Raw genomic sequence first — 24,839 nt, 5'->3', positions numbered from 1 at the left:
AGCAAAATTTAACAGCGCTGTGAAACAGAATAGCCAAGAAGGCGACAAACCAGCGTAAACTAGCGGCCTTGGTACTCGCCCAAAAGGAGAGCGCAAAAAAGGAGCGCATTGTCGGCTAATCCGCCCCTATAAGCAAAGGCAAAGCCGCGTCATTTATCGGTTTTTCGCTTTTGCCTGCAAAATCCATAGCATAAACCTGTATCCAAAATCCTGTAGTCGACACCAGCTTGGCTTTAACCCACATAACATAAAACGATCTGTATAACCGATCCGTAAGAAAGTATTTGTATCCATGAAATCATTTACACCCATACCCACCAGTTACAACCCTTTTGAACTACTCCGGGTCTACACCTTTTACCGCACCCTGCTCGGCATAGTTTTATTGATTATGTTTGAAGGGCAGCTCACACCCAATGTATTGGGCATGAGTAACCCCACGCTATTTTTCTATGCGGCTGTTGGCTATACAGTTTTCAATATCAGCACCCTGTTGTTGCTGTGGCGAGTACGCTTTTCACCTTCGCAAAAACTGCTTTTCAGTTTATTCCTGATTGAAATTGCTGCCGTAGTTGCGCTCATGCACAGCAGTGGTGGTGCATCCAGCGCGCTCGGATATTTACTATTAGTTGCCGCTGCCGCCGGGGGGATGTTGTTACGGGGGCAGATTGCGTTTTTCCTGGCAGCCTTGGCCAGTATTACGGTTATTTCTGAAACAGTTTATCGTGCATTAACCGATACACTACCCACTAATTCCAACGCATTTTTTTCGGCGGGAATTCTCGGCGCTTTGATTTTTATCAGCGCGATAATTTTCCAATATCTCACCAAAAAAATTGTTACCAGCAATCAAGAGGCTTTATCGCAAGCCCACCACGCTGCGCACCTTCAAAAAATGGCGCAACAAATTGTTGAGCGTATGCGCACAGGCATTATGGTGTTGGATCGGGAAAACAAAATCACCATGTTTAACAACGCAGCGTCAAAACTCCTGGGCTTGGGCAATAACAATTCACCGCAACTTGCCGGTTCACCAGAGCTGCAAGAAAAAGTAGAGCACTGGCAACGTACGCACAAAAATCCGAGCCCAATTTTACGCGCCGATAGCGACAGCAATGACGAAGTAAAAGTTAATTTTGCCAAGCTCGATCAGGACGAAAATGCCCACACGCTCATATTTTTGGAAGACAATCGTGCAATCACCCAACAGGCGCAACAATTAAAATTAGCTTCGTTGGGACGTTTAACAGCAAGCATCGCTCATGAAATTCGCAATCCTCTCGCTGCAATTAGCCACGCAAGCCAATTATTGTCAGAAGACAGTTCATTACCGCCCAGCGATAAACGTCTGGTAGAAATTATTGGCTCGCACACCAAACGTGTGAACCAAATTATTGAAAACATTTTGCAGCTATCGCGCCGCCGTATCTCCAACCCGCAAACCATTCGGTTGGATGAATGGCTGCCAAAATTTATTAGCGATTACTCTGCGACTAAAAGCCCAAAAGACAAACCCTGGATAGATTGCATCGCAGCTGATCCCATTCAGGCTAAGTTTGACCTCGGCCAATTACAACAAGTGCTCACCAACTTGTGCGACAACGGTTTGCGCTATAGTCATCCCCCAGAGAACTGCCCGCATTTAGTACTGGAGGCAGGAATTGATAGCAACAGCCAACAACCTTTTATAAAAATTATTGATTTTGGTGATGGCATCAGTAAAGAAAACCTTGCGCATTTATTTGAACCATTTTTCACCACCGAAAATACCGGATCAGGTTTAGGTTTGTATATTTGCAAAGAATTATGCGAAAGCAACCAGGCATTAATTTCTTATGAGCACACGCACGAAGGCTTGAGCTGCTTCCACATACATTTGGCCCATCCGGATAAAACGCTTTAGGATTAGCATGCAGGAATTTCGTAAAGCCACCGCAGCAGACGCCGAAGCGATTGCAAATTTATACCGGGAACTGGTGCCCGCTGCGCCCATCAATGTATTACCCGATCGCATTGCTGAAATTGCAGCGGATGAAAATACCTATCTGCTTGTAGGCGATGAAAATGGCGAGATTGTAGCAACTGCATTGGTAAGCTTGTGCAAGGATGTTATGTTCACCAGGCAACCGTTTGCGATTATTGAAAATGTTATTGTCAGCCAGCATCACAAACGTAAAGGTATAGGTAAAGCCTTGATGAAACATATTGAAGCTTTCTGTTTAGCGGCTGATTGTTCAAAAATTATGTTACTCAGCGGAAGCGATAAGCACGACGCTCACGATTTTTACACTGCTATGGGTTACGATTCAGACGCAAAAACCGGCTTTATTAAAAAACGAAGACATTTTACTTAAGAGGAAACATCATGCGACTCACCAGTTCTGGAATTGCTCTGCGTTTTCTGTTTTCTATATTGCTCGTTTTACTCAGTTATAACCCCAGCGGTTATTCGTACTTTCATTGGGTATATACCAACCTCCACTCCATTACACCCTACATCGCAATCGCCGGTTTAATCCTGCTCATCGGCTGGGCGATTTATATCAAAGCCACTATTAATTCGCTAGGCATTGCGGGAATTTTGTTAGCCAGCGCGCTTTTCGGCTGCCTGATTTGGTTATTTGTTTACTGGAAAATTCTCGATGTCAAAAACACTTCAGCCGTCGCCTGGGTAGTTGAAATTTTATTAGCGCTACTCTTGGCCGCAGGCATGTGCTGGTCACACATTAGTTTGCGTTGGTCGGGCCAAGTAGATGTGGATGAGATTGAAAACTAATCTTCACTAAATAAAAAAGCCGATCATAAGATCGGCTTTTTTATTTAGTTCTTATCTTTTATTGTGAAGTTCACTCACGCCATCCATGGCGTTCGCCCTTCGGGCAGCCTTCGGCTGTGCAAAACGGCAGTCCTCGGCAACTGCTCCTGCGTTGCCCTACCTCCTGCATCCATGCAGTCGTGCCGTTTAGTCCCACTCGCTAACCATTTATATTTGCAGAAAAAATCGCAAACCTATCTTTTATTATGCATTTCCCATGTTTCTAATTTTTTCTTTTCGCTTTTACGTAAAAGCACATAAGTCGCGCCAACCCAGCCGTGATGTTTTTGTGCGGAGTGAAATGCGAGAACCTGATCGAATTGCGGGAGCCAGTGATTTAAACAGCTTTTTAATTGAGCGGGTAAACTGCGACCTTCGCCTTTTCCGTGAGTAATAAGCGCACAGCGAATGTCGTGTTTCATACAATCACTAATAAATTGAAAAACTGCATTGCGCGCCTGGTCAATTGTCATGTGGTGTAAATCCAATCGCGCATCAATTTGGTACTTACCCAAACGCAAATTGCGGTACACGCCGGTCTGCACGCCATCGCGTTTAAATTCGATAACTGACAAAGGATCAACCGGCTCGATATATTCGCCAGAAAGAAAGTTCTTATCTTTCGCCAGCTCCGCAGTAGCCGCTTTGCGGCGTTGTTCCGCAGCACTTTTGTCTAGCGTAGCTTTAGCCAAATCAACCTTGGCCTCTACCTTAATTGGCTTTACGCCTTTCATTTGCTGCTGGAAAAAATCGTCGTCTTGATCGGTCATGAGAAACATCTACGGAATACAGAAAATCAGACCGCTATTATATTTAATATTCCTGCCCACGGGTAAAGAGTTGAGTCCAGGATTTATAAGATTAAGTTTTTATCCGCCATGCACGAGTTTTTTCACATTTGTTCCTTAAGCACCCCGTTACCAAGGGTTCAATCTTCACCAATCCGCGCTGCAATATTCCATACATGCCCGGCGGGATCTATGATTCGCCCTACCCTATCTTCCCAGAATTGATCTTCGGCTGGCATAAGTACACGAGCGCCTAAAGCAACGGCACGGTTCATTATTTCGTCAACGTTTTCGTCATACAGATAAGTTACTACCGAGGAGCTGCCATCTGCCTGCGGTGCTTTGCTTGCTAAATGAGGTGATTCATCGTGCACCATAATCAGCGATTGATGAATCATTAGCGTTGCATGCACAACACTTCCATCCTCAGCTGTGCGACGAGAAAGCTCTGTCGCGCCGAATGCCTGCACGCAAAATTCGAGTTCTGCTTTTGCATCACGGCATACCAACATGGGAATTATCATTTTGGGTTTCATGATTTGAATCCTTTTTGAAAAACAATATCTGTTATTTTATTAAAGGAATCGCTAAAAAATGTTTACGGCGCGGGTATGGCTAGGCAAATTTTATTAAAAAGGCGGAGTTTACACGAAGTAAATGAGCATTTTTAATGAAATTAAACAACGCCAGACCAAGCAAGTTAATTCTTCAGCGGTTCCTATACGATTGCGATAAACATGCGTGTGACATTTCCCACTCGCAAACCATCGTTGCGCGCTGCGAGATAACGATTATTAAGGTAATCAGGACTTATGTCTTCAATATGCGAAAATCCTAAATCACTCAATTTTTTAGCGAGCAGCTGCGGATCAAAAAAACATTTCAGCGGTTCACCGCCCGCAGCTAATTGCGCCGATAATACATCGAGCACTATTCGTTCTATTTCGCTCAAGTTATTGGGGTCAACAATATAGTCAAAAGTTAATATTGAACCGGGAGCGCAGCTAGTGATAAACCGAAGCGTTTGTTCAAACGCACTTAAATCCAAATAAGTCACTACACCTAAACACGAAAAAAATGCTTTTTGATTTTTGTCAAAACCTGCTGCAAGCAAACTTTTTTCCAAGGCATTTTCCTCAAAATCACAAGCCACATAATGTACAGAACATGTGGGATTAATTTCCTGTTGCTTAAGCCGTGAAACTTTCATTGCTTGGGTGTCGGGCAAATCCACTTCAAATACTTTTTCATGCGGTTTTTTACTGCGGTATGCGTAAGTGTCCAGCCCCGCGCCCAGAATTACATATTGATTCACGCCAAACTCTAGTGCTGCCTCACGTTCATCTTCCGCAAACTGGCTGCGTACAGCAATGGCAACCCGCATGGCTGAACTGAGCGGGTCTTTGTGCGACTCAAGTTTATCGACCACATCTGATTTTGCGGCACCAAGGATTTTTAGCGCGAGGGGATCATTAAAAATAAGGGGTTGTTCAAGTATTTGATGAGCTGCTCGCCAAACTGCAACTGCCTGGCTGCTAGGCTTGGCATTATCAAGATTGTGCGCCGTACAGAATTGCTTTTGCATAACACTGGAGATGGCATCGTACATAGAGGTTCCTGTTAGATTAAGGTGACTCGATTGTGGCCACCTTAAAACCTCACCTTACGTTAGGAGCAAGCATTTTATAGATTATCCCTCATAAGCCATCCATAGCCTGACGAATATAGGTAAACAACTCCTGATCAAGACCAGTGCCCTGAATAAGCAAAGGTTCACGCTCGTATGCCAGACGCAATCTTTCCGCAATGTCCGGATCACCACCCGTTGCGGATGTTTCAAATAATGTTTTCCATTTCATCGCAAGCGGCTTAACTTCTTCACTTTCGGAATCAACGCCGGCCTGCATTTTTTCACGAATTGCCGCAATGAGCGGTGGCCAGTCTTCTTTATTTTTTTGTCGATTTTTATTCAGCAACTGTATTTGTTCGGGCGAGAGATATTTGGTGAAAATCTTCTGGTGCAAAGCACTCATAGCTTCACCGAGATACGCTGTCATCTCCTGACTAATACCGCGCTGTATTCGCATTTCAGTTTCATTCGACATGAAATGAATTTTTAATAATAAATTGGGATTATGCCCAACCAAACGCTCCAGCTTTTCCGTCCACAGAATAACAAACTCTGTCACCTCGTCAGCATCAGCTGGCACTTTTTTATCCATCATCGCCTGTAGCTTTTTAACCATCTCCGGCCATTCGTGGTCGATTTCATGTTTGACGGCAAACGCATGGCTATTCAGCTCTTCAATTTCTTCTGCTGTTAAATATTTTTCGTAGACATTCATTAACGCCAAAGTATCAAGCCAGCCCGCTATATCCGGCTCATGTGCTGTGTTCAGATTTTCCTGTAACTTAATGAGCTTGGCCTTAAGTTGTGTGGCTTGTTCAAGCTCGCGTTCAAGATTGGCAATTTGTTGCGCGATAATATCTGGCAGAGGTTGAGAATTTTCCTGAATAATGTCAGCAATTTTTTGAAGCGGAATTCCAAGTTGTTTGAGCGCCTGAATGCGATGCAAACGGGAAATATCTTTGGTGTTGTAAAGTCTGTGCCCAGCATCGGTACGTACAGAGGGTGAAAGTAAACCAATTTCATCATAGTGATGCAGCGTGCGAACACTTAAGCAAACTTGTTTTGCTAACTGACCAACCTTCAACAACATGGGTATACCTTCGGAAAATATGTAATTCGCGCAGGATATGCCATGAACCCAGCTCTTGCTAGAGCCGAAATAAAATATGCCTAAACTAAACGGCCATTCTTATCAGGAATGGCCGTAAAGGAAAATCATCCCATTACTAGATTTTTACTGCGCTCTTCCGGTCACCCAGGCTTTACGGATCAAGCGGCCGCATGCTGATGAATCAGAACCGCTGCCTGCGCTATCTTTGCGCGCAATAATTCCATAAAAAGTTTTACTTTTATCAATCCACGGATAAAAACCAAACGCACCTGCACTGCTAAATGCTCCGTCGCCTGACACAGGATCTGACTCAACCCAATGCCCCAACGAATAATCCCAACGTAAATTTGCAGGTACGGGAGTGTAAATCGCGTTAGTGCAGGTTTTGGGATTAGTGCAGACCGAATATGCTCCGAGAAAATCACCAATATAAAGTTGCTTGTTAAGAATTTTTCGCAAGAAAATCGCGTAATTACTGGCCGAGGTATTTACACCACCAGCCAACTGCGGCGAACCAAAAGTAAATTTAAAATCAGTGCCCAAGTACATTTGCATATCGCGTTGCAGCGCAGTGTTATTGTCTGCACCCAAGCCTAAATCCAGTGCGAGCTTTTGAAAATGACCACCGTTATAAAAGAATTTTCCGAGCGCATCTGCATTGTAATCAGCGTTATTCCCACCTCTTGGATTATCGGTTTGAAAACATTGATTTACGGTCTGCGCATCTCTGATTGCAGCTAAAAGTTTTACACAGGAAGTCGAACCAAAATTGGTGTAACCAGAAGACATAGTTAATGCGGCTATATCATCCTGATTCAATTGCCCCTGACGCGCTTGAACCACATAAGCGCCAAAGATCCATTTAGATGCAGATGCAATAGGCATAAGCGTGTTTGCCGTGTAAGTTCTACCGCCTACCGAGCCAGAAGCCAAAGCCTCCGTTTGATTACCAATTTCCCAATAGAATGGCTGAATAGCAGTGCAAGCAGCATTATTCTGCGCCGTTTGCGTGGCTGCATGAGTGCGCAGCGCATTTGCCATTACCGGCGAGGTTGCCGCACTTGCCGTTATGCTTAACAAACATGAAGCAAAAATATACGCACTCAACTTATATTTACATCTGACTTCCATAACCCAACCCTCTTTTCTGTTTGCGATACTCCTTTAACGCACCAGTGCGGAATCGGTTGACACGCAACTCACAAAATTGGGCAAAAAAAAGGGCGCCCTAAGGCGCCCAACACACATGATTCTTTGCTTACATTTTGGTATTGCTAACGAACGCAATTTTGGTTCCATCGGGCGACCAACTGGGAACGTTGATTGTGCCTTGCCCCCCGTAAACGTAAGCAATAATTTTTGCTTCACCGCCATCAATCGGCATCTCACGTAAATAAACGTGACGATAAAACGGATGCTCGTTGGGATCTATATCGGTCATATAAGACAAGAACACAATTTTTTTACCATCGGGAGAAACATGGGGAAACCAATTGTTGTGATTGTCGAAGGTCAGTTGCTCTTGTTTACTGCCGTCTGCAAGCATGCGCCACAATTGCATCAAACCGGTACGATTAGAGTTGAAATAAATATACTTACCATCAGGCGTATATTCTGCGCCATCATCCAACGCAGGAGATGTTGTTAGCTGTGTTTCTTTTTTGGTTTTTAAATCAATGGTAAAAATATTAAACGTACCATTGCGCTGACCAGTGAATACCAGTTTTTTATCGTCCGGTGAAAAACCGTGTAGATACGAATGACCCGCACCCGTTGCATTGATTTGTACAGGCTTGCTACTGCCCTTAATAGGCAGGGTATAGAGCGTTGAATTGTTGCTATCTTCTTTCACATGACTGCTAATACCAATTTGCTTGCCATCCCAGGACAAGACATGATCATTGTTATTGTATTTCGCATAACCCGTGTTTATTACCGTGGGTTTTCCACTGGCGATGTCAAAGTTGTAAAGCAAACCATTTGAATTATAAATAAGTGACTTTCCATCGTGCGTCCAATTCGGTGCCTGGATTGAATCGGGTGCGCGGAACACAATTCGGCTATTGCCCGTGGTTAAATCCAGAATTTCCAAATTGCTGCCAATGTAATCTTTGTAAGGTTTGAAATCCTTAGCCGCAGGAATTGTAATTCGCACATTTGAAGCAATGGCAGTTTCAACCACATCGGCGTTGTGCGCAGTCAAAGCCAAACCTACATAGACTTTTTCGCCCAACTTCACATGGGAAACAGACGTAATCTGAAACGGCTCGCCTTTTTTTGCTGCGCTAAAAATATAAGTATCGCCGCGGCGCTCAAGCTGAATAACATTCGCCGCTTTTATTTGCATTGGGTATTGATCAGTTTCGCCGCCAGATGTTTCACGGAACTGCAAAGAAACCAGACCATCGCCATGAATTGCCGTGTTGATGTTGGGAGATGCTGTATCCAAACTGCTGCGAACATTCCAGCCAATTTTGCGGTGGGGATCTACGCCCTCACCTTCAAACGCAACTTGCGCTTGCACGATAAAATCGCCAGCGATCTGATTGAAGGCGTAATGCAATTGGTCTTCAGCGCCCCACATGTTTTTGCCAGACGCGCTGATTTTGTAGGTCTGCTGCGCCGGGTCATAAACTACTTTACCCGCGTGCTTAACTGCACCTACATCGGTGTGATTCGCAAACTGCCCAAGTGACTCTGCCCAGCTTGCGATTGAATATGTCATTGCCAATAAACCTGCCATGCCGAATTTAACTATTCTTATATTCATAGTGTCCTCGTTTTTATTAGGTGAACCCTATAAGGGGGCTACGATTGTTGGCGAAAACACCGCGAGGCGGGTAGCTTTTTACTCATATTTACGAAGCATTACAGCACTTAATAGTCAGCATTTTCGGACTTATTTTTAGATAGTTATTAGTTCACCTTTTTCAGGTGATCCTTCTTGCAAAAAAATCAGCAAAAATAATTCTTCAGGCGCCACAAGATGGACGACCGAATAGGTGTCTACTAGGCTTCAATGTAATCTTTTCTATTTGCTCATCTCGCTCATGCAGAATCTTTTTGTCGTCGACATCGACCCCGCCACACTTATCCATGGAACTTACAATCCTTGGTTGGTCACCCTTTCTATTTTGATTGCTATTGGCTCGTCCTATATCGGCTTACAAATCGCGGCCATGGCAAGCCGGGCACCCAAAGGTATGCATGCACAGATTGCATTGCTAACGGGTTCATTGGCGATGGGTGGCGGTATTTGGTCCATGCACTTCATTGGCATGCTCGCATTTCGCCTGGGCGACCATGTTCACTACGACCCGCTGATTACGCTCGCCTCCATGGCACCATCAGTATTTGCATCCTGGGTTGCGTTACAAATGCTGTCGAGCGAATCCATAAGCCAAAAGCGGTTACTGCTGGGTGGGGTGCTTGTAGGCGCAGGTATTGGCACCATGCATTACTCCGGCATGGCCGCTATGCACATGAGCATGACGCTTAAGTACGACCCTGTTTGGTTTGGCGTTTCAATTCTGGTTGCCGTTATGCTGGCCATAATTGCGCTATGGATTCGCTTTGGTTTGCGCGAGCAGCGTCAGCTGACTTACCTGCAAAAGAACCTGCTCGCCAGTGTGGTAATGGGCTTTGCGATTGCAGGCATGCATTACACCGGTATGAAAGCTGCGCGTTTTTTTGGAACGCTGAACAATGCCACCGAGATCACTGAAAACCATATCTTCCTTGCCTCTATCATCACTGCCACCACTATCGCCTTAAGCGTATTTGCGCTTGCGGGTAACCTGCTGCTGCGTTATCGCCAACTTTACACCCAGCTGCAGGGCAGCGAATCGCGGTTGCGCGAACGCGAACAGCAATACAGCAGTTTAATTAGCAACATGCCGGGCATTACCTTTCGCTGCGAACTGGCTCCGCCCTGGCGCACTTTTTTTATAAGCGACGCGGTGCAACGGCTCACTGGCTGGAATGCAGAAGATTTTATGTCGGGCCGCATCAACATCGGCGATGTTATTCACCCGGATGACATAGCGCGCATCGACAAACAATTACAGGACGCCCTGCGCAACAAACGCTCGCTGCATTGCGAATACCGCGTCATCCATAAAGATGGCAGAGAACACTGGGTTTCTGAAACCTCCTGCGGTGTTTACGACGAGTCAGACAAACCCGTATGGATCGACGGGGTGATTATCGATATCTCGGATTCAATCTTGCGCGCGAATGAATTTGAAGGCGTGGTACAAGCTATTGGACGTGGGCTCGCCGTAGCCGAATTTGATATGGATGGTTTTATCATCGCCGTAAACGATAATTTTTTGCGGCTTACGGGTTACAGCAAAGAAGAACTTGCGGGGCGTCACCATCGCATTCTGTGTTCGGAAGAAGAATCCGGCAGCGCAGACTACAAAATTTTTTGGGAAAATCTCAAGGCGGGCAAATTCCAAAGCGGCGAATATAGGCGCATTGGTCGCCAAGGTAACTCAATCTGGATTCAGGCCGCCTATAACCCGATTTTGGATGTAGGCGGAAAACCCTGGAAAGTCTTTAAAGTTGCCATAGACCTCACCGATCGCAAAGCCATGGAGCACGACCTGCTTATCGCCAAAGACCGCGCCGAGCAAGCCGCCGTAGCCAAGGGCATGTTCCTCGCCAATATGAGCCACGAAATTCGCACCCCCATGAACGCGATTATTGGCTTTACCGAACTGCTCATGGATTCGCCGCTCAACGCCCTTCAGCAAAAACACATGCAGACGGTTCGCTATTCCGCGCGTTCACTGCTCGGCTTGCTAAACGATATTCTGGATACCGCAAAGATGGAGCGCGGTGCACTCGAGCTGGACAAACGCCCTTTTTCCCTTCGCCAATTGTGCGAGCAGATAATCGCCGAGCAGCAATTGCAGGCCGATAAAAAAGGCTTGGCCTTGATTTTGGATTACCCGAATGGAACCCACGATTATCTGATAGGAGACGAGCTACGCGTTCGCCAAATCCTGGTCAATATCATTGGCAACGCGGTTAAATTCACCCTGAAAGGCGAAGTTCGGCTTGAGGTGGATAACATGTATAAAGGTGTACAACTGCAAGTTATCGATACCGGCATAGGCATAGCTGCCGACCGCATCGAGCACATTTTCACACCCTTTACCCAAGCCGATGCCTCCATGGCCCGTCGTTTTGGCGGCACAGGTTTAGGCACGTCTATTGCCCGCCAACTCTCGGAACTCATGGGTGGCACCATCAATGTCACCAGCACCGAGGGCCAGGGAAGCCGCTTTACCATCAAGTTGCCGCTTACGGTCGCAAGCCCCCAAGTCCGCCCGGAAAAACACACAGGTGCGCAGCTTCCGCCACTAAAAATCCTGATTGCAGATGATGTACCGCAAAACATTGAGCTACTGGAATTAATGCTCAAGCGCGATGGGCATCAAGTACGCAGCGCCAGCAATGGCCTGGACGCCTGGACCAAATTTCAAGAGGAAATCTTCGACCTTATTCTTATGGATATCCAAATGCCGGATGTGGACGGCCTGCAAGCGAGCAAAATTATTCGCGAATGGGAAAAATTGCAGCATCGCAACTCCATTCCTATCATCGCCCTTACCGCCAGTGTACTGCCCAAAGATCGGCAGGATGCCTACGATGCAGGCATGAATGGTTTTGCCTCCAAGCCTATCGACAAAACCGCGCTCTATGCCGAAATGGCCAGCTGCCTAAGCCTGAATGTTGCCAACCCGCAATCAACAACAAACAATAATCGCCCAGTAGATTCAAAGCCTGTGCTAATAGATACAGCCACTGCCGAGGCGCGCTGGGGCGATAGCGACCGATTGTATAAAGCGATCGCTCAATTTTGTGAAGAAATCAAACGCAATCCGCTATTCGCAGATAGCAAAAACAGCCAGGCCCTCGCACACAGATTCAAAGGCGCAGCCGCCAACCTTGGCCTTAATCAAGTGACAAAAATATTGGCGGAGATAGAACAAAATCCAAAGCCGGAGCCAACACAACTTGCATCACTTGCACTGGCGTTAAGCGAAGTAGAAACACACGTTCGCAATCGCACACCGGTACCCTCGCAAACGCAAAAAGCTAACAGCGAAGTTCCACTCGCTTTACTTCAACGCATCGCCGACACCTGCAAACATTCTGCAATTGATGACGAAAGCTTGGGTGAATTAAAAAAATTATTGTCAGAAGCAGATTGGTCGCAATTGGAAAACGCGCTTGATCAATTTGATTTCGATGCAGCAACTGCGTTGCTGGAAGAATGGATGAGTTCAGCCAACTGGGTTAAACGACCAAATTAACCTTCTAGAGAAGCACCATGATCACACATCGCGATAGCCGCCCAATTATTTTAGTCGTCGATGACGAACCACTTAACCTGCAAGTGTTGCGGCAAATATTGCAGCATGATTACCAACTGATTTTTGCCCGCGACGGCGAGAAGGCCATAGCACTCGCACAAGCTGAACAGCCGCAATTAATTTTACTCGACATTATGATGCCCGGCCTCACCGGATTGGAATCTTGCCAGCGCCTCAAACAAAATCCGGATACGCAAAGTATTCCCGTTATATTTGTGACTGCACTTGCAGATGACCGCGACGAAACAGAAGGCTTTGCTGTGGGCTGTGTGGATTACATTACCAAACCTGTGAGCGCGCCCATTGTGCTCGCGCGAATTAAATCCCAACTGTCGTTAGTCAGCGCAAAAATATTGCGCGAAACCCGTTTGCAAATTATTCAGCGGCTAGGCCGCGCCGCCGAATACAAAGATAACGAAACAGGTTTACATGTAATCCGCATGAGCCATTTCGCACGCGAAATCGCCTTGGCCGCCGGTATGAGCGCAGTAGATGCAGAAGAATTATTTAATGCAGCACCCATGCACGACGTCGGCAAAATGGGCATCCCCGACGCGGTTCTACAAAAGCCCGGCAAGCTCACACCCGACGAATGGGAAATCATGAAAACCCACGCACAGGTCGGCGCAGAAATTATTGGCGACGACAGCTCAACACTTTTACAACTGGCCAGCCGCATTGCGCTCTATCATCACGAAAAATGGGATGGCAACGGCTACCCACATGGATTAGCCGGCGAAGCTATTCCACTTGAAGCACGCATAGTTGCACTCGCCGATGTATTCGATGCACTCACCAGCAAACGCCCTTATAAAGAGCCTTGGTCGATTGAAGATACGACCAATTACATTCTCAATGAATCCAACAAACAATTTGATCCAGAGTTAGTAAAAGCATTTCAAATTGCGTTACCGAAAATTATTGCGATTCGTGCGGGGTTGCTTGATCCGTAAAAAGAGTTAAATTCTTATCAATAGCCCCGTAGGTACGATTAGCGCAGCGTAATCGTACGCATGAAAAACCAATCACATTTGCAGATGTGCAACGCTAATACAACACGGTTAGCACAACATTTAGTAGAGGGATTGTCGGAAATATTGGATTTTTAATGAGTACGCATTTCAACGTGATTTTGAGTGTATTCGTCACAACCAGTTAATACTTGGATATAACATGCATACGATTAGGCTACGCTAATCGTACCTACGAACTGACGCAAGATTCGGCCCATAGGAGAATTACCAATGAGCGAAGCAATCATGTATGCGATTGACGCATCACATGTGAAAGATGCGGATGCAGCCATGCATTTTGTTGAAAAATGGCAGGATACCAAGGAAGCGCCAAGTGCGCGCATCGCCACTTTCTTCGTGCGCCTGCTACAAACCTGGCCGGAAGATGAATCGAAGGGCGCCGTCTGGCACGAAGACTTTACTCACAATCAACCTGCAGGATTGATGCTCACCATGGTATTCGAACTCAGCGAATTCGATGCCGAGCGCTTGCAGCAGCTGCGCGCGATTGCCAAGCATCACGGTGTGCATATCTTCGATCCCGAAGGCTATGTTCTATATCTCTCCGACGGCAGCGAAGCCAGCACATCGGTAATCATCCCGGAGATAGGATCACCCACTCAATGCAAATCTGGTGTACGGTTCGACGGCGTATACGAGACACGTATGAAAGAGAGCTGGAGCTATCTATGCTTCACCTCCGATGGAAAGATCTTCTGGCAAAGCATCGGTGGGCGGTTTCCCGCGCGCTCAGTGATGGATACCTTTATCACTGGTGATGCATTTATCGTAAAGGGTAATTACAAACCCGGCATCAATGCGTTCAGCGCGCGTCTCAAAGCCGCATTCGGCTCGTTCAAAATGGAGGGAACATTCAAGGACGACGGCCTTCACGTCCATTCCGAACGCACCAACGGTAAATACCCGTACGATACCGTGTACACATTCTTGCCACTTTAGACGCAGAATAATTTAAATAATTTTGTGCAACGGAACTTGCTCTATGAGAGAACCAAAATTTGAATGGGGTCCGCTTCCACGTGGCATTTATATCGGAATGCTTTGGTTCACTATAGTTATAGGTTGGCATTTCACCAATCTGTTAGCCTATTATGTCGCGCTGCTTATTTTCCTTGGAATAGGTCTTCGTCCATTGCTTGAAATAACAAAACTATATGACTTTTTCTCAGCTTTATCAGAAAAAATAGAAGAAGGCAGGTGGAAAAAAATTAATGAAAACCGTCGAAGGGAAGTTCAAAGAGCTGAAAGAAGCAAAAAATACAAAAGCATGCGCTACAAAGATCCCAAATTACCAAAAGACTGGTAAGTTAATTTTTTGATAAGTCCTAAAATTAATCAATTATCTTGTGCCCAAGCCTCCGTAGGTACGATTAGCGCAGCGTAATCGTACGCATGAAATCAACAAAATGTAGAATGCAGTGCTCATACAAATGGTGAGCATGACATTTAGCAGAGGGGGTTGCGGGAACATTGGAATGTGATGAGCAGGACTTTCAAATCAGTTTTAATTGCACCCCTCGCAGCCTTTTAATACCTGAGGATTAACATGTGTACTACGAGCTACGAGCTACGAGCTACGAGCTACGAGCTACGAGCTACGCATTATAGGAGAAACATATGAAAAATTTATTATTTGCTTTTTTTGTCATCTTGTTTTCAATTCCAGCTGTTGCAGAGGAGGAGAAAACCAAACCCCTTACTGGAGAATATTATTTTGCTCAAGGTGAGCCTATGGAGGAATCCGATAAACCACTAAATCCGAATATGAGAATTCACTTAACGGGCACAGCAGCTGAGGACTTATATAAAAAACTTCAAGTTAAAGGAGTGCGAGACGTATGTCTGGATGACGGAACCATTACAAAACAAGCACAAAATATACAGTGCTCAGTATCCTCAAATGGAACAACTTATAGTTGCTGGTTCGGCATTGATTTAAAAACACAGAAAATCAAGAATGGGATAATTTGCTAATAAATTTTATAAACTACACTACCAGCTTTAGCTTTTTTGAATAGAGTACACTGCGACTTTTTTAACAGCTGGATCCCCGCTACGCGAGGATGACGACTCCCTATTTAATAACGTATTTCTTTAATAAAAATATCGGAATCGTAAAAGCAAAACGGCGGTACCTCTTTCAAGGCACCGCCGTTTTTTACTTCAGCATGAATCACAAATTATTTATTCGCCCGATTCTCAATTAACTGCGTCACAACAGAAGGGTCTGCAAGCGTTGAGGTATCACCCAAACTATCAATTTCATTTGCGGCAATTTTACGCAGAATACGACGCATGATTTTACCGGAGCGAGTTTTTGGTAAACCCGGTGCCCACTGAATAATATCCGGGCGTGCAATTGCGCCGATTTCTTTTACGACTAACGCCAGCAATTCTTTTTTCAATTCATCGCTGGGCTCTTCGCCGCTCATCAAAGTCACATAAGCGTAAATGCCTTGGCCTTTAATATCGTGCGGGTAACCCACCACTGCAGCTTCAGCTACTTTTTCGTGTAACACCAACGCAGATTCAACTTCTGCAGTACCCATACGGTGGCCGGATACGTTGAGTACGTCGTCCACGCGACCGGTAATCCAGTAGTAACCATCTTCATCGCGACGTGCGCCGTCGCCGGTGAAGTAGTAACCGGGGTAAGTGCTGTAGTAGGTATCGATACAACGTTGGTGATCGCCATAAACGCTGCGAATTTGGCTTGGCCATGCAGCTTTAATCACCAAATTACCTTCACCTGCACCTTGTACTTCTTTGCCTTCGGCATCCAGCAACGCGGGTTGCACGCCAAAGAATGGAAGCGTTGCAGAACCTGGTTTAAGCGCGATTGCACCCGGTAATGGAGTGAGCATGTGCGCACCGGTTTCAGTTTGCCACCACGTATCCACAATCGGGCAACGGCTATCGCCAATCACGCGGTAATACCACTCCCAAGCTTCAGGATTGATTGGTTCGCCCACGGTGCCAAGCACACGCAAACTGGTACGCGCAGTCTTTTTCACCCAATCATCGCCCGCGCCCATAAGCGCGCGAATGGCGGTTGGGGCTGTGTAGAAAATGTTTACTTGATGCTTATCGATTACTTGCCAAAAGCGCGAGGCATCTGGATAAGTTGGGATACCTTCAAAGACTAAGGTCGTCGCGCCGTTAGTGAGAGGGCCGTAAACAATATAGCTGTGGCCAGTCACCCAACCCACATCTGCCGTACACCAGTAAGTTTCGCCTTCCTGATAATCGAACACGTATTTGTGAGTCATGGCCGCCTGCAACAAATAGCCACCGGTGGTGTGCAACACACCTTTTGGCTTACCGGTTGAACCTGATGTGTAAAGGATAAACAGCGGGTCTTCCGCATCCATTACTTCTGGTTCGCAGGTGGCCGCTTGTTTGGCGATTAAGTCGTGATACCAGAAATCGCGGGCACCGTCCCAACTGATGGAACCGGCAGTGCGGCGCACAACTATGCAGGTATGAACATTCGGGCAATTTGCCAAAGCCGTATCTGCATTCGCCTTTAAGGGAACACGTTTGCCACCGCGCAGGCCTTCATCGGCAGTGATTACCACCTGACAATCCGCATCCAAAATGCGGTCTTTCAAGGCTTCTGGTGAGAAGCCACCAAACACCACTGAATGCACGGCACCCACGCGGGCACAGGCCAACATAGCGTAGGTCGCTTCGGGAATCATTGGCATATAGATGCAAACGCGGTCGCCCTTTTTCACGCCGCGCGCGCGCAAAGCGTTGGCAAGCCGGCAAACTTGGTCATGCAATTCTTGATAGGAAATAAATTGATCTTCATCCGGGTCATCACCTTCCCAAATGATTGCAACTTGGTCGGCACGCGCAGGCAAATGGCGATCAATACAGTTAAGGCTTACGTTCAACTTGCCATCAATAAACCAGGCTACTTCGCCTTTGTTCAAATCACTTTTAGTGACTTGTGACCAAGGCGCCTGCCATGTCAAAAACTGGTTTGCCTGCTCCGCCCAAAAGGTATCAGGATCATTTACCGATTGATCGTACATCGCTTGGTAGCCCTCCAAATCAATGGAGGAAGAGTTCTTAAAACTGTCGGGAACGGGATACACGTGCACTTCTGACATGGTTGATTCTCACTGCTGTTATTTTGTTATGACTACTCTGACCAATGCCGTTTGAAGCATGGTGTAACGGGTTACAGGATATGAGCCCAACCCGGAAAATCAGGGCAGCTAGCTTAACAGTTCATTCGAACTTTTTTCAATGACAACGTTGTCCTAAACAAAAATTTATTGTTTTTGAAACCTAGCTCTCACTGTAAACGCCCAATTTTTAGCTTGCCACAAATACTGTGTGGATATACAGTTATCATTCTTTATTCATGGGGAGAACGCTGTGGGCAACATATTAGAAAAGCTGACAATCTTGTCAGATGCAGCCAAATACGATGCATCCTGTTCCTCCAGTGGCAGCAAACGCGCCAATCACAATAAAGGCTTGGGCGACGCCACCGGCATGGGGATTTGCCACAGTTATACGGAAGACGGGCGTTGTGTTTCGCTGCTGAAAATCCTCTTAACCAACCACTGCATTTACGATTGCGCCTACTGTGTAAGCCGACGCAGCAACGATGTAAAGCGCGCAGGCTTTACGGTAGAAGAAGTTGTGGATTTAACGATTAATTTTTATCGCCGCAATTACATTGAAGGCTTGTTTTTAAGCTCGGGGATTTTTAAAAGCGCCGACAACACCATGGAGCGTTTGGTACGCGTTGCCAAAACCTTGCGCACCACACACAACTTTAATGGCTATATACATTTAAAGGCGATTCCCGGCGCAAGCCCCGAGTTATTACATGAAGCCGGCCTCTACGCTGACCGCTTAAGTGTGAATATTGAAATTCCCTCAGAGATGAACCTTAAAAAAGTCGCGCCGGAAAAAAATTACACCGATATCATCACACCCATGAATTATTTGACGGAGGAAAAATTTCGCTACACCGACGACAAAAAGCATTTTAAGAAAACGCCGTTGTTTTTACCGGCAGGCCAAAGCACGCAATTGATTGTGGGTGCGACATCGGAAAACGACCACCAAATTTTGCAGCTTGCCGATAACCTCTACAACACACAAAAATTAAAGCGGGTTTATTACTCTGGCTATGTGCCGATTAAAACAGATAATCGCGTTCCCCTGCTTTCGGCGCCGCCGTTAATTCGCGAAAACCGAATCTATCAAGCCGATTGGTTGCTGCGTTTTTATAAATTTGGCGTGGGCGATATAGTCAATGACCAATATCCGAATCTTGATTTGGAAGTAGACCCGAAAGTCAGTTACGCGCTGCGCAATCCGCATTTGTTTCCAGTAGATATTAACCATGCAGATTACGAAATGATTTTGCGAATCCCTGGTGTTGGAGTGAAATCTGCCCAGAAAATTGTAAGCTCGCGTATTCATCAGCGTTTACATATGGATCACTTACAGCAAATGGGCGTAGCGCTAAAACGCGCGCGTTATTTTATTCAATGCCCCGGCGCACCCGTGCAACGAAAAGATTTGCAGATGCATGATTTACGGCAGCTATTAATTGCAGACAAAACCGTACAAAAAACCCAGATGTCATTATTTGGCTGACAACATCCAGGAAAATACAGCAGTGAAAATTTATGCGTACGATGGAAGCTTTGAAGGTTTGTTGAGTTGCATATTCGCTATTTTCCAAACCAAAGTTCCACCCACCGCTATTGCGATTGAGGGTTTAACGCAATTTAGTTTGCTGGATGAAACTGTGTTGATTGCAACCGACCTGGACCAGGCTGAGCGCGTATTAAAAGCAGTTGATCTTTATTCCAGCGAACGCGGCGCGCAACTATTGTATCGCCTTTTTTTATCCGAACTGACACACATGGAGATGCTGATTTATAACATGGTAAAAATTATTATGGCCGCCAAAGATGTGACTATATTAAGCAACTTTGCCAATGCCACCGTTTTGGAAGTCGCGCAAATTGATCGCATGATTAGCCGCGAAGTTCATCGCATGCATGCCTTTGTACGCTTTCAAAAATTGGAAAACGGATTATTTTACGCAGAGATTGAACCCGACTTTAATGTATTGCCTTTAATAGGCGAACACTTTGAACGGCGCTACGCCGACCAGCGCTGGTTGATTGTGGATCAAAAACGCAGTTATGGATTGGTTTATGATTTACAGGAATGCCAATTTGTAGATGCACATAACATTAATATCCGCGACCAGCAATCTACTCATAAAATGGATGATAAAGAATTAGCTTTTCAAAAACTATGGGGCGTTTATTTTCACAGCGTAAACATCAAGGAACGCAGTAACCTGCGTTTGCATTTGCGGCATATGCCAAAACGCTACTGGAAACATCTTATTGAAAAGCATCCGAAAATTGAAAAGCGCATGAACGTGGCAACGTAAATTATTTTTGCGACTTTCCGTATTAATCCCAAACTAACTCATCGCCCTCTGTCGCTATTACCGATATATCCTTGTGGGCAATCATCTCTTTGAGATTACTGCTAATGCGTTGATGCAAGTGGTGATGATTAGTATCCGTATTAGCAGCAAGCCCAACACTGCGGTTACGGCCAGATTTTTTCGCGGCGTAAAGTGCATGGTCAGCAATATCAATGACTTGCTCCCACGACAGTTCCAAGGGGTGATTAGGTAAGAAAGGAAAACAGGCAAATCCAATAGAGCAGGTTTTTTTCAAGACTTTTCCATCAGCTAACACAAAGTCGTGTTTCTCCATTGCTTTGCGAATACGTTCTGCCATGAGCGGCGCCTCTTCACGGTCGGCAAAGCGGCTGACAATTAAAAACTCTTCACCACCCCAACGTACAACGCAATCAGATTCACGGCAAATTTTCATCAAGAGATCGGACAGTTCTATCAACAGCAAATCGCCCGCTGAGTGCCCATAAATATCGTTCACCGATTTAAAGTAATCCACATCCAAAATAAAGAAAGTGAGATCTGGTGATTGGGTTTTGCGCGGAGCCTTGGAATGCTTGTTGTCGTACTCGCGCTGGACCTTCGCAATATCCATCGGCATTATTTTTTGTAAATAGCGACGATTGCTTAAACCTGTTAAGGGATCTGACAAACTAATAGCTTCTAACTGCGCGTAGGCTTCACCAAGCTCGCCATTTTTGCGTTGCAACTCGGCGGTTCGCTCAGCAACTTTTAATTCCAGCTCGCGGCTGGTTTTACGTTCAATTAATACTTGCTTGTGTTGCGTGTATACAAAATAGAGGAGCAAACTCATCCCAATCAACACATAAATACAATAAGCCCACCAAGTCTTCCAAGGCGGCGGCAGTATGGTTAATTGAACACTGTGACCCTCGGTATTCCAAATGCCGTCATTGTTACTAGCCTTAACGCGGAACTGATAATTGCCTGCTGGCAAGTTGGTATATAACGCGGTGCGCTGGTTACCCACTTCGCGCCATTTATCGTCAAACCCTTCAAGCTTATATGCGTATTGGTTTTTTTCGGGATCGCGATAATTTAACGCGGCAAAACTAAACGAGATCATGGATTTAGTATGATCTAAAATCACTTCCTCAGTTTGGTTAATCGTTTTGGTGAGAATATTTTCCGTTCCATTATTGTCCGACTCAACGATGGGAACTTTCTGCGTAAAAATTCTAAATTCGGTTAATACAACGGGCGGAATTTTTGTGTTAATTAATAATTTATTGGCGTTAAAAATAAACAGACCATTTCTGGTTCCAAATGCAATTTCACCTGCACTGGTTGTGAGCGCTGCACCTGTGGCAATACCACCAATTAATTCGCCGTTGTAACGCGTGTAATTTCTAACGGTATTGTTATCCGGGTTAAACATAACAACACCGTTGTTAGTGCCCAACCATAAATTACCTTGCTGATCTTCGGTAATAGCGCGAATGCCCTGATTAACAAATCCATTTTTAGTATCGTAAAGCGTAAAGTCATCAGTATCGGGATGATAAAGATGCAGGCCTGCGTCGGTACCAAACCATAAGCGTCCTTTATGGTCCTCATGAATTGACAATACAGATTCATTTGCAAGACTACGTGGATTTTCCGGATTGGGTAAATACACTTTAAAAGTACCACGCTCACGGTCCATCAAATTAAGACCTCGCGCAGTGCCTACCCAAAAACGCCCCTTGGAATCTTCGAAAGAAATCCAGGCGACTGCCGTAGATATAGCCTTAGGATTATTAATATCAGGTGGGTAAAAGGTGTAGAGCCCCGATTTTTTATCGAGCTTGGTGATGCCATTAAAATGTGTGGTGATCCAGATATTTTTTTGTTTGTCTTCATACACGCTCCACACCATACGGTCATTAAAAAGCATGCTGGATTTTTCACCGCGTTTGGTGAGGGTAGAATCCACCTGAACTTCGTCAAAGCGATCAGTCTTGGGGTTATAAATATTGATTCCGTGCGCCCAGGAACCAAATCGAATTTCGCCATCAGAATCGATCAAACCATTGAGAATAGATTTGGTGGAAACGCGCGAGTCTTTGTCATCGGTGTGTTGATAATGGGTAAAGGTTCCAGCTTTGCGATTCAGCCGCGTGACACCACCTGCACCTAACCACAGGTTGCCGTCTTTATCTTCTTCAATGGCTTCAACGTTATTGTCGAGCAAACCTTGTTGCAAGTTTGCCTCTTTTTTGTAAACGGTAATTGCAGACGTGGAGTGATCGTAAACATTGACACCCGATGGATAGGTGCCCACCCAAAAATCACCTATATTATCTTCAAAAATGCTGCGAATAGAATTGCTGCTTAAATACCCGGGGCGACCATCCTGATGGGTAAAACGAATAAAATTATCCTTAGGTTCGTCGTATAAACTTATGCCGCCACCGTCGCCGCCAATCCAAACCCAACCTTGTTTATCCACGTAGAGTTGACGCGCAATATTATTGGACAAACTGTGTGGATCTGCCGGGTCATTTTCGTAATGTTTGATTGCGCCGGAGGCTGGGTTGAGACGATAAATACCGTGATCGCTTCCCGCCCAAATATTGCCTTTGTGATCCTGCACGAGTGATCTAATACTGTTATCGGTTGTAGATTTTACATTGGCGGGATTGGGAACAAACAATTGCAATTGCTTGCTACGCCAATTGATTTGCACCATGCCTTCTTCCATGCCGAGCCACACCATGCCATCACGACCGACCAAAATATCGGCGATACCATTGCTGGGCAAGCTGCTTGCATCGTTCGGCTCGTGAATCATGCGTTTGGATGCCAGGGTTTTGGTATCTAAAATCCAGAATCCGTTGCCTGTACCTACAAGGAGTTCGCCGTCGGGACTCTCTGCCAAGGCATAAATGGTTTCGAGTAATAGAGGCGAACCATCAGCATTGGTTAGGGGAAGTAAGACCTCATGTGCGCGGTCGTATTTGTACAAACCGGAACGGGTGGCGGCCCAGAGGTTTTGTTTGCTGTCCTCCAGCAACTCCAACACCTGATTAGCGGAAGTAGTTTGGCTTAAATCGCTAGGGCTTTTCGCGACATTAACCCTTAAAAAATCATAACCATCATAGCGCAACAAGGCATTGCGACCGCCCAACCATATGAAGCCCTCGTGATCTTGCGTTATGGCCTCCACCTCACCTAACGCAATATCCTGGTTTTGCATGATGTTGCGAAAATTAATGGTTTTGGGATAGCCGGTGTCCTCTGCCTGTGTTGTCACACTCGCAAGAACAAGAAATAACACGGGCAAACAAGATTTCGCCGCACAAAGCAGCCGCACGCCAATCGCACAACAAACAACAAGCATGGCCAAAAATCTATTCATACGCCGCCGTATTTCAATGAAGTCATAGCTCATATTGGCAAAACTATTTGCTTACAAGTGAGCATGTTACTGGAGTCTAGCAACCAACCTTGATATTAGCGAAAAGTTCAAACAACAAAATTCATGGACATAAAAAAAGCCGCTTAAATGCGGCTTTTTAGGGTTCATAGACGATTATTTTAACGGCAGGGTATCTTTGTTTTGCGTCGGGATAGTGTCTGACGTGCGGTTAACAGTATTGTCTTCATTCAGATAAACAAGCTTAGGTTTATGAGCAGCCAATTCTTCATCGTTGAAGTAACCATAGGTCGCGATAATCACGCGGTCGCCTACAGATACCTTACGCGCTGCCGCACCGTTCATGGAGAATGTACCTGAACCCGCTTCCGCAAGAATAATGTAAGTGTGGAAACGCTCGCCATTGCTCACGTTGTAAATATCAATTTGTTCGAACTCGCGCATGCCCGCCAACTTCACCAAATCGGCATCAATCGCGCAGGAACCGTCATACCAAAGTTCCGCTTGGGTCACTTTGGCCATGTGTAATTTTGCTTTGAGCATGTGAGTTAACATATTTAATCTCCAGAAGCCGAATATTTCAGTTGCTACCAGTACCGTTTACCAGTACAAAAAAGGAGGTTGCGATGCGCTGCAACCATAGTCCTTCATCGACTTCCATCGCAGACACCTTCGTCTGCGCCCCGGTTTGAGTGCCGCCTCAGCGCACACTCGGGATCTCGCCTATCCCGCCCCGAATTGCAAATCAAGATTTTAAAATCAGCCGATCATAGTCGGCATGACTTCCAATCCAAAACCAAAGTAATCCCTCGTCAACCTCTATAGCCAGTGCCCGGTAATAAATACCTACCCGAACCGACCAATAGCGTCCAACCTTTTTCAAATGTAATGACGGATACTGAGGGTTTTCCTTTAATATTTCGTATTGCTTGTCCGCCAACTTTTGCACTGTTACTGGCAATGCGTCATACGCACTCCAAAAAGACTCACTGGCAAAATGAATCACAACTTTCTCGCTTTCCCTGACCTGTATTCTGCTAACGCAGACTCCGCAATAACATCTAACTTTCCGCTTTTTACGTCCAGCTCGATTTGCTCATCCCATTTTTCAGCATCAAATTTTTCGTACCAGGCACGAAACTGCTGTAACTGATCTTGCTGCAAACCAAGGATGCCTTGCTCAATATCTTCAACACGCATCGCCAATCTCCGATAGGA

Annotated in this window: 21 protein-coding genes; 10 read left to right on the top strand and 11 right to left on the bottom strand. The window is 45.6% G+C overall.

Annotation, left to right across the window (positions count from 1 at the left end):
- The first annotated feature begins 292 nt into the window (after positions 1–292).
- From IE104_RS11945 to IE104_RS11935, 3 genes are read left to right on the top strand one after another with little or no spacing between them, the layout of a single operon-like run.
- Complete coding sequence (locus IE104_RS11945) at positions 293–1,903, top strand: sensor histidine kinase (RefSeq protein WP_189418855.1); 1,611 nt, start codon at positions 293–295, stop codon at positions 1,901–1,903.
- Between the two features lie 7 nt (positions 1,904–1,910).
- Positions 1,911–2,354, top strand: a complete 444-nt coding sequence (locus IE104_RS11940) for a GNAT family N-acetyltransferase (RefSeq protein ID WP_189418854.1) — start codon at positions 1,911–1,913, stop codon at positions 2,352–2,354.
- A gap of 11 nt (positions 2,355–2,365) precedes the next feature.
- Positions 2,366–2,776 carry a DUF6524 family protein gene (locus IE104_RS11935; protein WP_189418852.1) on the top strand — a complete coding sequence of 137 codons (411 nt, stop codon included), beginning with the start codon at positions 2,366–2,368 and terminating at the stop codon, positions 2,774–2,776.
- A 233-nt stretch (positions 2,777–3,009) separates the two neighbouring features.
- Here the strand turns inward: IE104_RS11935 and smrA are convergent, their stop codons facing one another.
- The 6 genes from smrA to IE104_RS11905 form a co-directional block, all read right to left on the bottom strand.
- Positions 3,010–3,585, bottom strand: coding sequence for a DNA endonuclease SmrA (gene smrA, locus IE104_RS11930; protein ID WP_189418851.1), 576 nt, complete (start codon positions 3,583–3,585; stop codon positions 3,010–3,012).
- A 158-nt stretch (positions 3,586–3,743) separates the two neighbouring features.
- Entirely contained in the window at positions 3,744–4,139 is a 396-nt protein-coding gene (locus IE104_RS11925; RefSeq protein ID WP_189418849.1) for a VOC family protein, read from the bottom strand.
- A gap of 182 nt (positions 4,140–4,321) precedes the next feature.
- Positions 4,322–5,212 (bottom strand): class I SAM-dependent methyltransferase, encoded by an 891-nt coding sequence (locus IE104_RS11920; protein WP_189418847.1) that lies wholly within the window; start codon positions 5,210–5,212, stop codon positions 4,322–4,324.
- Between the two features lie 88 nt (positions 5,213–5,300).
- Positions 5,301–6,323, bottom strand: coding sequence for a MerR family transcriptional regulator (locus IE104_RS11915; protein ID WP_189418845.1), 1,023 nt, complete (start codon positions 6,321–6,323; stop codon positions 5,301–5,303).
- 144 nt (positions 6,324–6,467) lie between these two features.
- Positions 6,468–7,475, bottom strand: coding sequence for a hypothetical protein (locus IE104_RS11910; protein WP_189418843.1), 1,008 nt, complete (start codon positions 7,473–7,475; stop codon positions 6,468–6,470).
- A gap of 127 nt (positions 7,476–7,602) precedes the next feature.
- Complete coding sequence (locus IE104_RS11905; RefSeq protein WP_189418841.1) at positions 7,603–9,114, bottom strand: TolB family protein; 1,512 nt, start codon at positions 9,112–9,114, stop codon at positions 7,603–7,605.
- Positions 9,115–9,394: 280 nt separating this feature from the next.
- On the opposite strand from IE104_RS11905, the gene IE104_RS11900 reads away from it, so the two are divergent.
- The 5 genes from IE104_RS11900 (at position 9,395) to IE104_RS11880 (ending at position 15,738) form a co-directional block, all read left to right on the top strand.
- On the top strand, positions 9,395–12,670 hold the full coding sequence (locus tag IE104_RS11900; protein WP_229837877.1) for an MHYT domain-containing protein: 3,276 nt from the start codon (positions 9,395–9,397) through the stop codon (positions 12,668–12,670).
- Between the two features lie 17 nt (positions 12,671–12,687).
- The gene (locus tag IE104_RS11895) at positions 12,688–13,683 is read left to right on the top strand and encodes a response regulator (RefSeq protein ID WP_189418839.1); all 996 of its coding nucleotides are present in this window, start codon (positions 12,688–12,690) and stop codon (positions 13,681–13,683) included.
- A 291-nt stretch (positions 13,684–13,974) separates the two neighbouring features.
- Positions 13,975–14,703, top strand: a complete 729-nt coding sequence (locus IE104_RS11890; RefSeq protein WP_189418838.1) for a hypothetical protein — start codon at positions 13,975–13,977, stop codon at positions 14,701–14,703.
- A 43-nt stretch (positions 14,704–14,746) separates the two neighbouring features.
- Entirely contained in the window at positions 14,747–15,070 is a 324-nt protein-coding gene (locus IE104_RS11885; protein WP_189418836.1) for a hypothetical protein, read from the top strand.
- Positions 15,071–15,381: 311 nt separating this feature from the next.
- Positions 15,382–15,738, top strand: coding sequence for a hypothetical protein (locus IE104_RS11880; RefSeq protein ID WP_189418834.1), 357 nt, complete (start codon positions 15,382–15,384; stop codon positions 15,736–15,738).
- Between the two features lie 206 nt (positions 15,739–15,944).
- On the opposite strand, the gene acs is transcribed toward IE104_RS11880, so the two are convergent.
- Positions 15,945–17,882 carry an acetate--CoA ligase gene (acs, locus tag IE104_RS11875; RefSeq protein WP_189418832.1) on the bottom strand — a complete coding sequence of 646 codons (1,938 nt, stop codon included), beginning with the start codon at positions 17,880–17,882 and terminating at the stop codon, positions 15,945–15,947.
- Positions 17,883–18,153: 271 nt separating this feature from the next.
- On the opposite strand from acs, the gene IE104_RS11870 reads away from it, so the two are divergent.
- Together IE104_RS11870 and IE104_RS11865 are read left to right on the top strand one after the other, a co-directional pair.
- A complete protein-coding gene (locus tag IE104_RS11870; protein WP_189418829.1) occupies positions 18,154–19,392 on the top strand; it encodes a putative DNA modification/repair radical SAM protein in 1,239 nt (412 codons plus the stop codon).
- Positions 19,393–19,414: 22 nt separating this feature from the next.
- Positions 19,415–20,206 carry a TIGR03915 family putative DNA repair protein gene (locus IE104_RS11865; RefSeq protein WP_189418828.1) on the top strand — a complete coding sequence of 264 codons (792 nt, stop codon included), beginning with the start codon at positions 19,415–19,417 and terminating at the stop codon, positions 20,204–20,206.
- Between the two features lie 22 nt (positions 20,207–20,228).
- Here IE104_RS11865 and IE104_RS11860 read toward each other — a convergent pair whose 3' ends face one another.
- The 4 genes from IE104_RS11860 to IE104_RS11845 all read right to left on the bottom strand — a co-directional run bounded on the left by IE104_RS11860 (position 20,229) and on the right by IE104_RS11845 (position 24,821).
- Positions 20,229–23,603: a ligand-binding sensor domain-containing diguanylate cyclase gene (locus IE104_RS11860; protein WP_189418826.1), complete on the bottom strand. Its 3,375-nt coding sequence runs from the start codon at positions 23,601–23,603 to the stop codon at positions 20,229–20,231.
- 174 nt (positions 23,604–23,777) lie between these two features.
- The gene (gene panD, locus IE104_RS11855; protein ID WP_189418818.1) at positions 23,778–24,176 is read right to left on the bottom strand and encodes an aspartate 1-decarboxylase; all 399 of its coding nucleotides are present in this window, start codon (positions 24,174–24,176) and stop codon (positions 23,778–23,780) included.
- A gap of 190 nt (positions 24,177–24,366) precedes the next feature.
- A complete protein-coding gene (locus IE104_RS11850; protein WP_189418816.1) occupies positions 24,367–24,627 on the bottom strand; it encodes a ParE family toxin-like protein in 261 nt (86 codons plus the stop codon).
- Entirely contained in the window at positions 24,624–24,821 is a 198-nt protein-coding gene (locus IE104_RS11845) for a hypothetical protein (protein WP_189418815.1), read from the bottom strand. Before IE104_RS11845 ends, IE104_RS11850 begins: the two co-directional genes overlap by 4 nt.
- Between the last annotated feature and the right edge of the window lie 18 nt (positions 24,822–24,839).

Source organism: Cellvibrio zantedeschiae, assembly GCF_014652535.1.
Lineage (GTDB): Bacteria > Pseudomonadota > Gammaproteobacteria > Pseudomonadales > Cellvibrionaceae > Cellvibrio > Cellvibrio zantedeschiae.
Note: the sequence above shows the minus strand (reverse complement) of the source record. Positions and strands in the feature narration are given on the sequence as shown.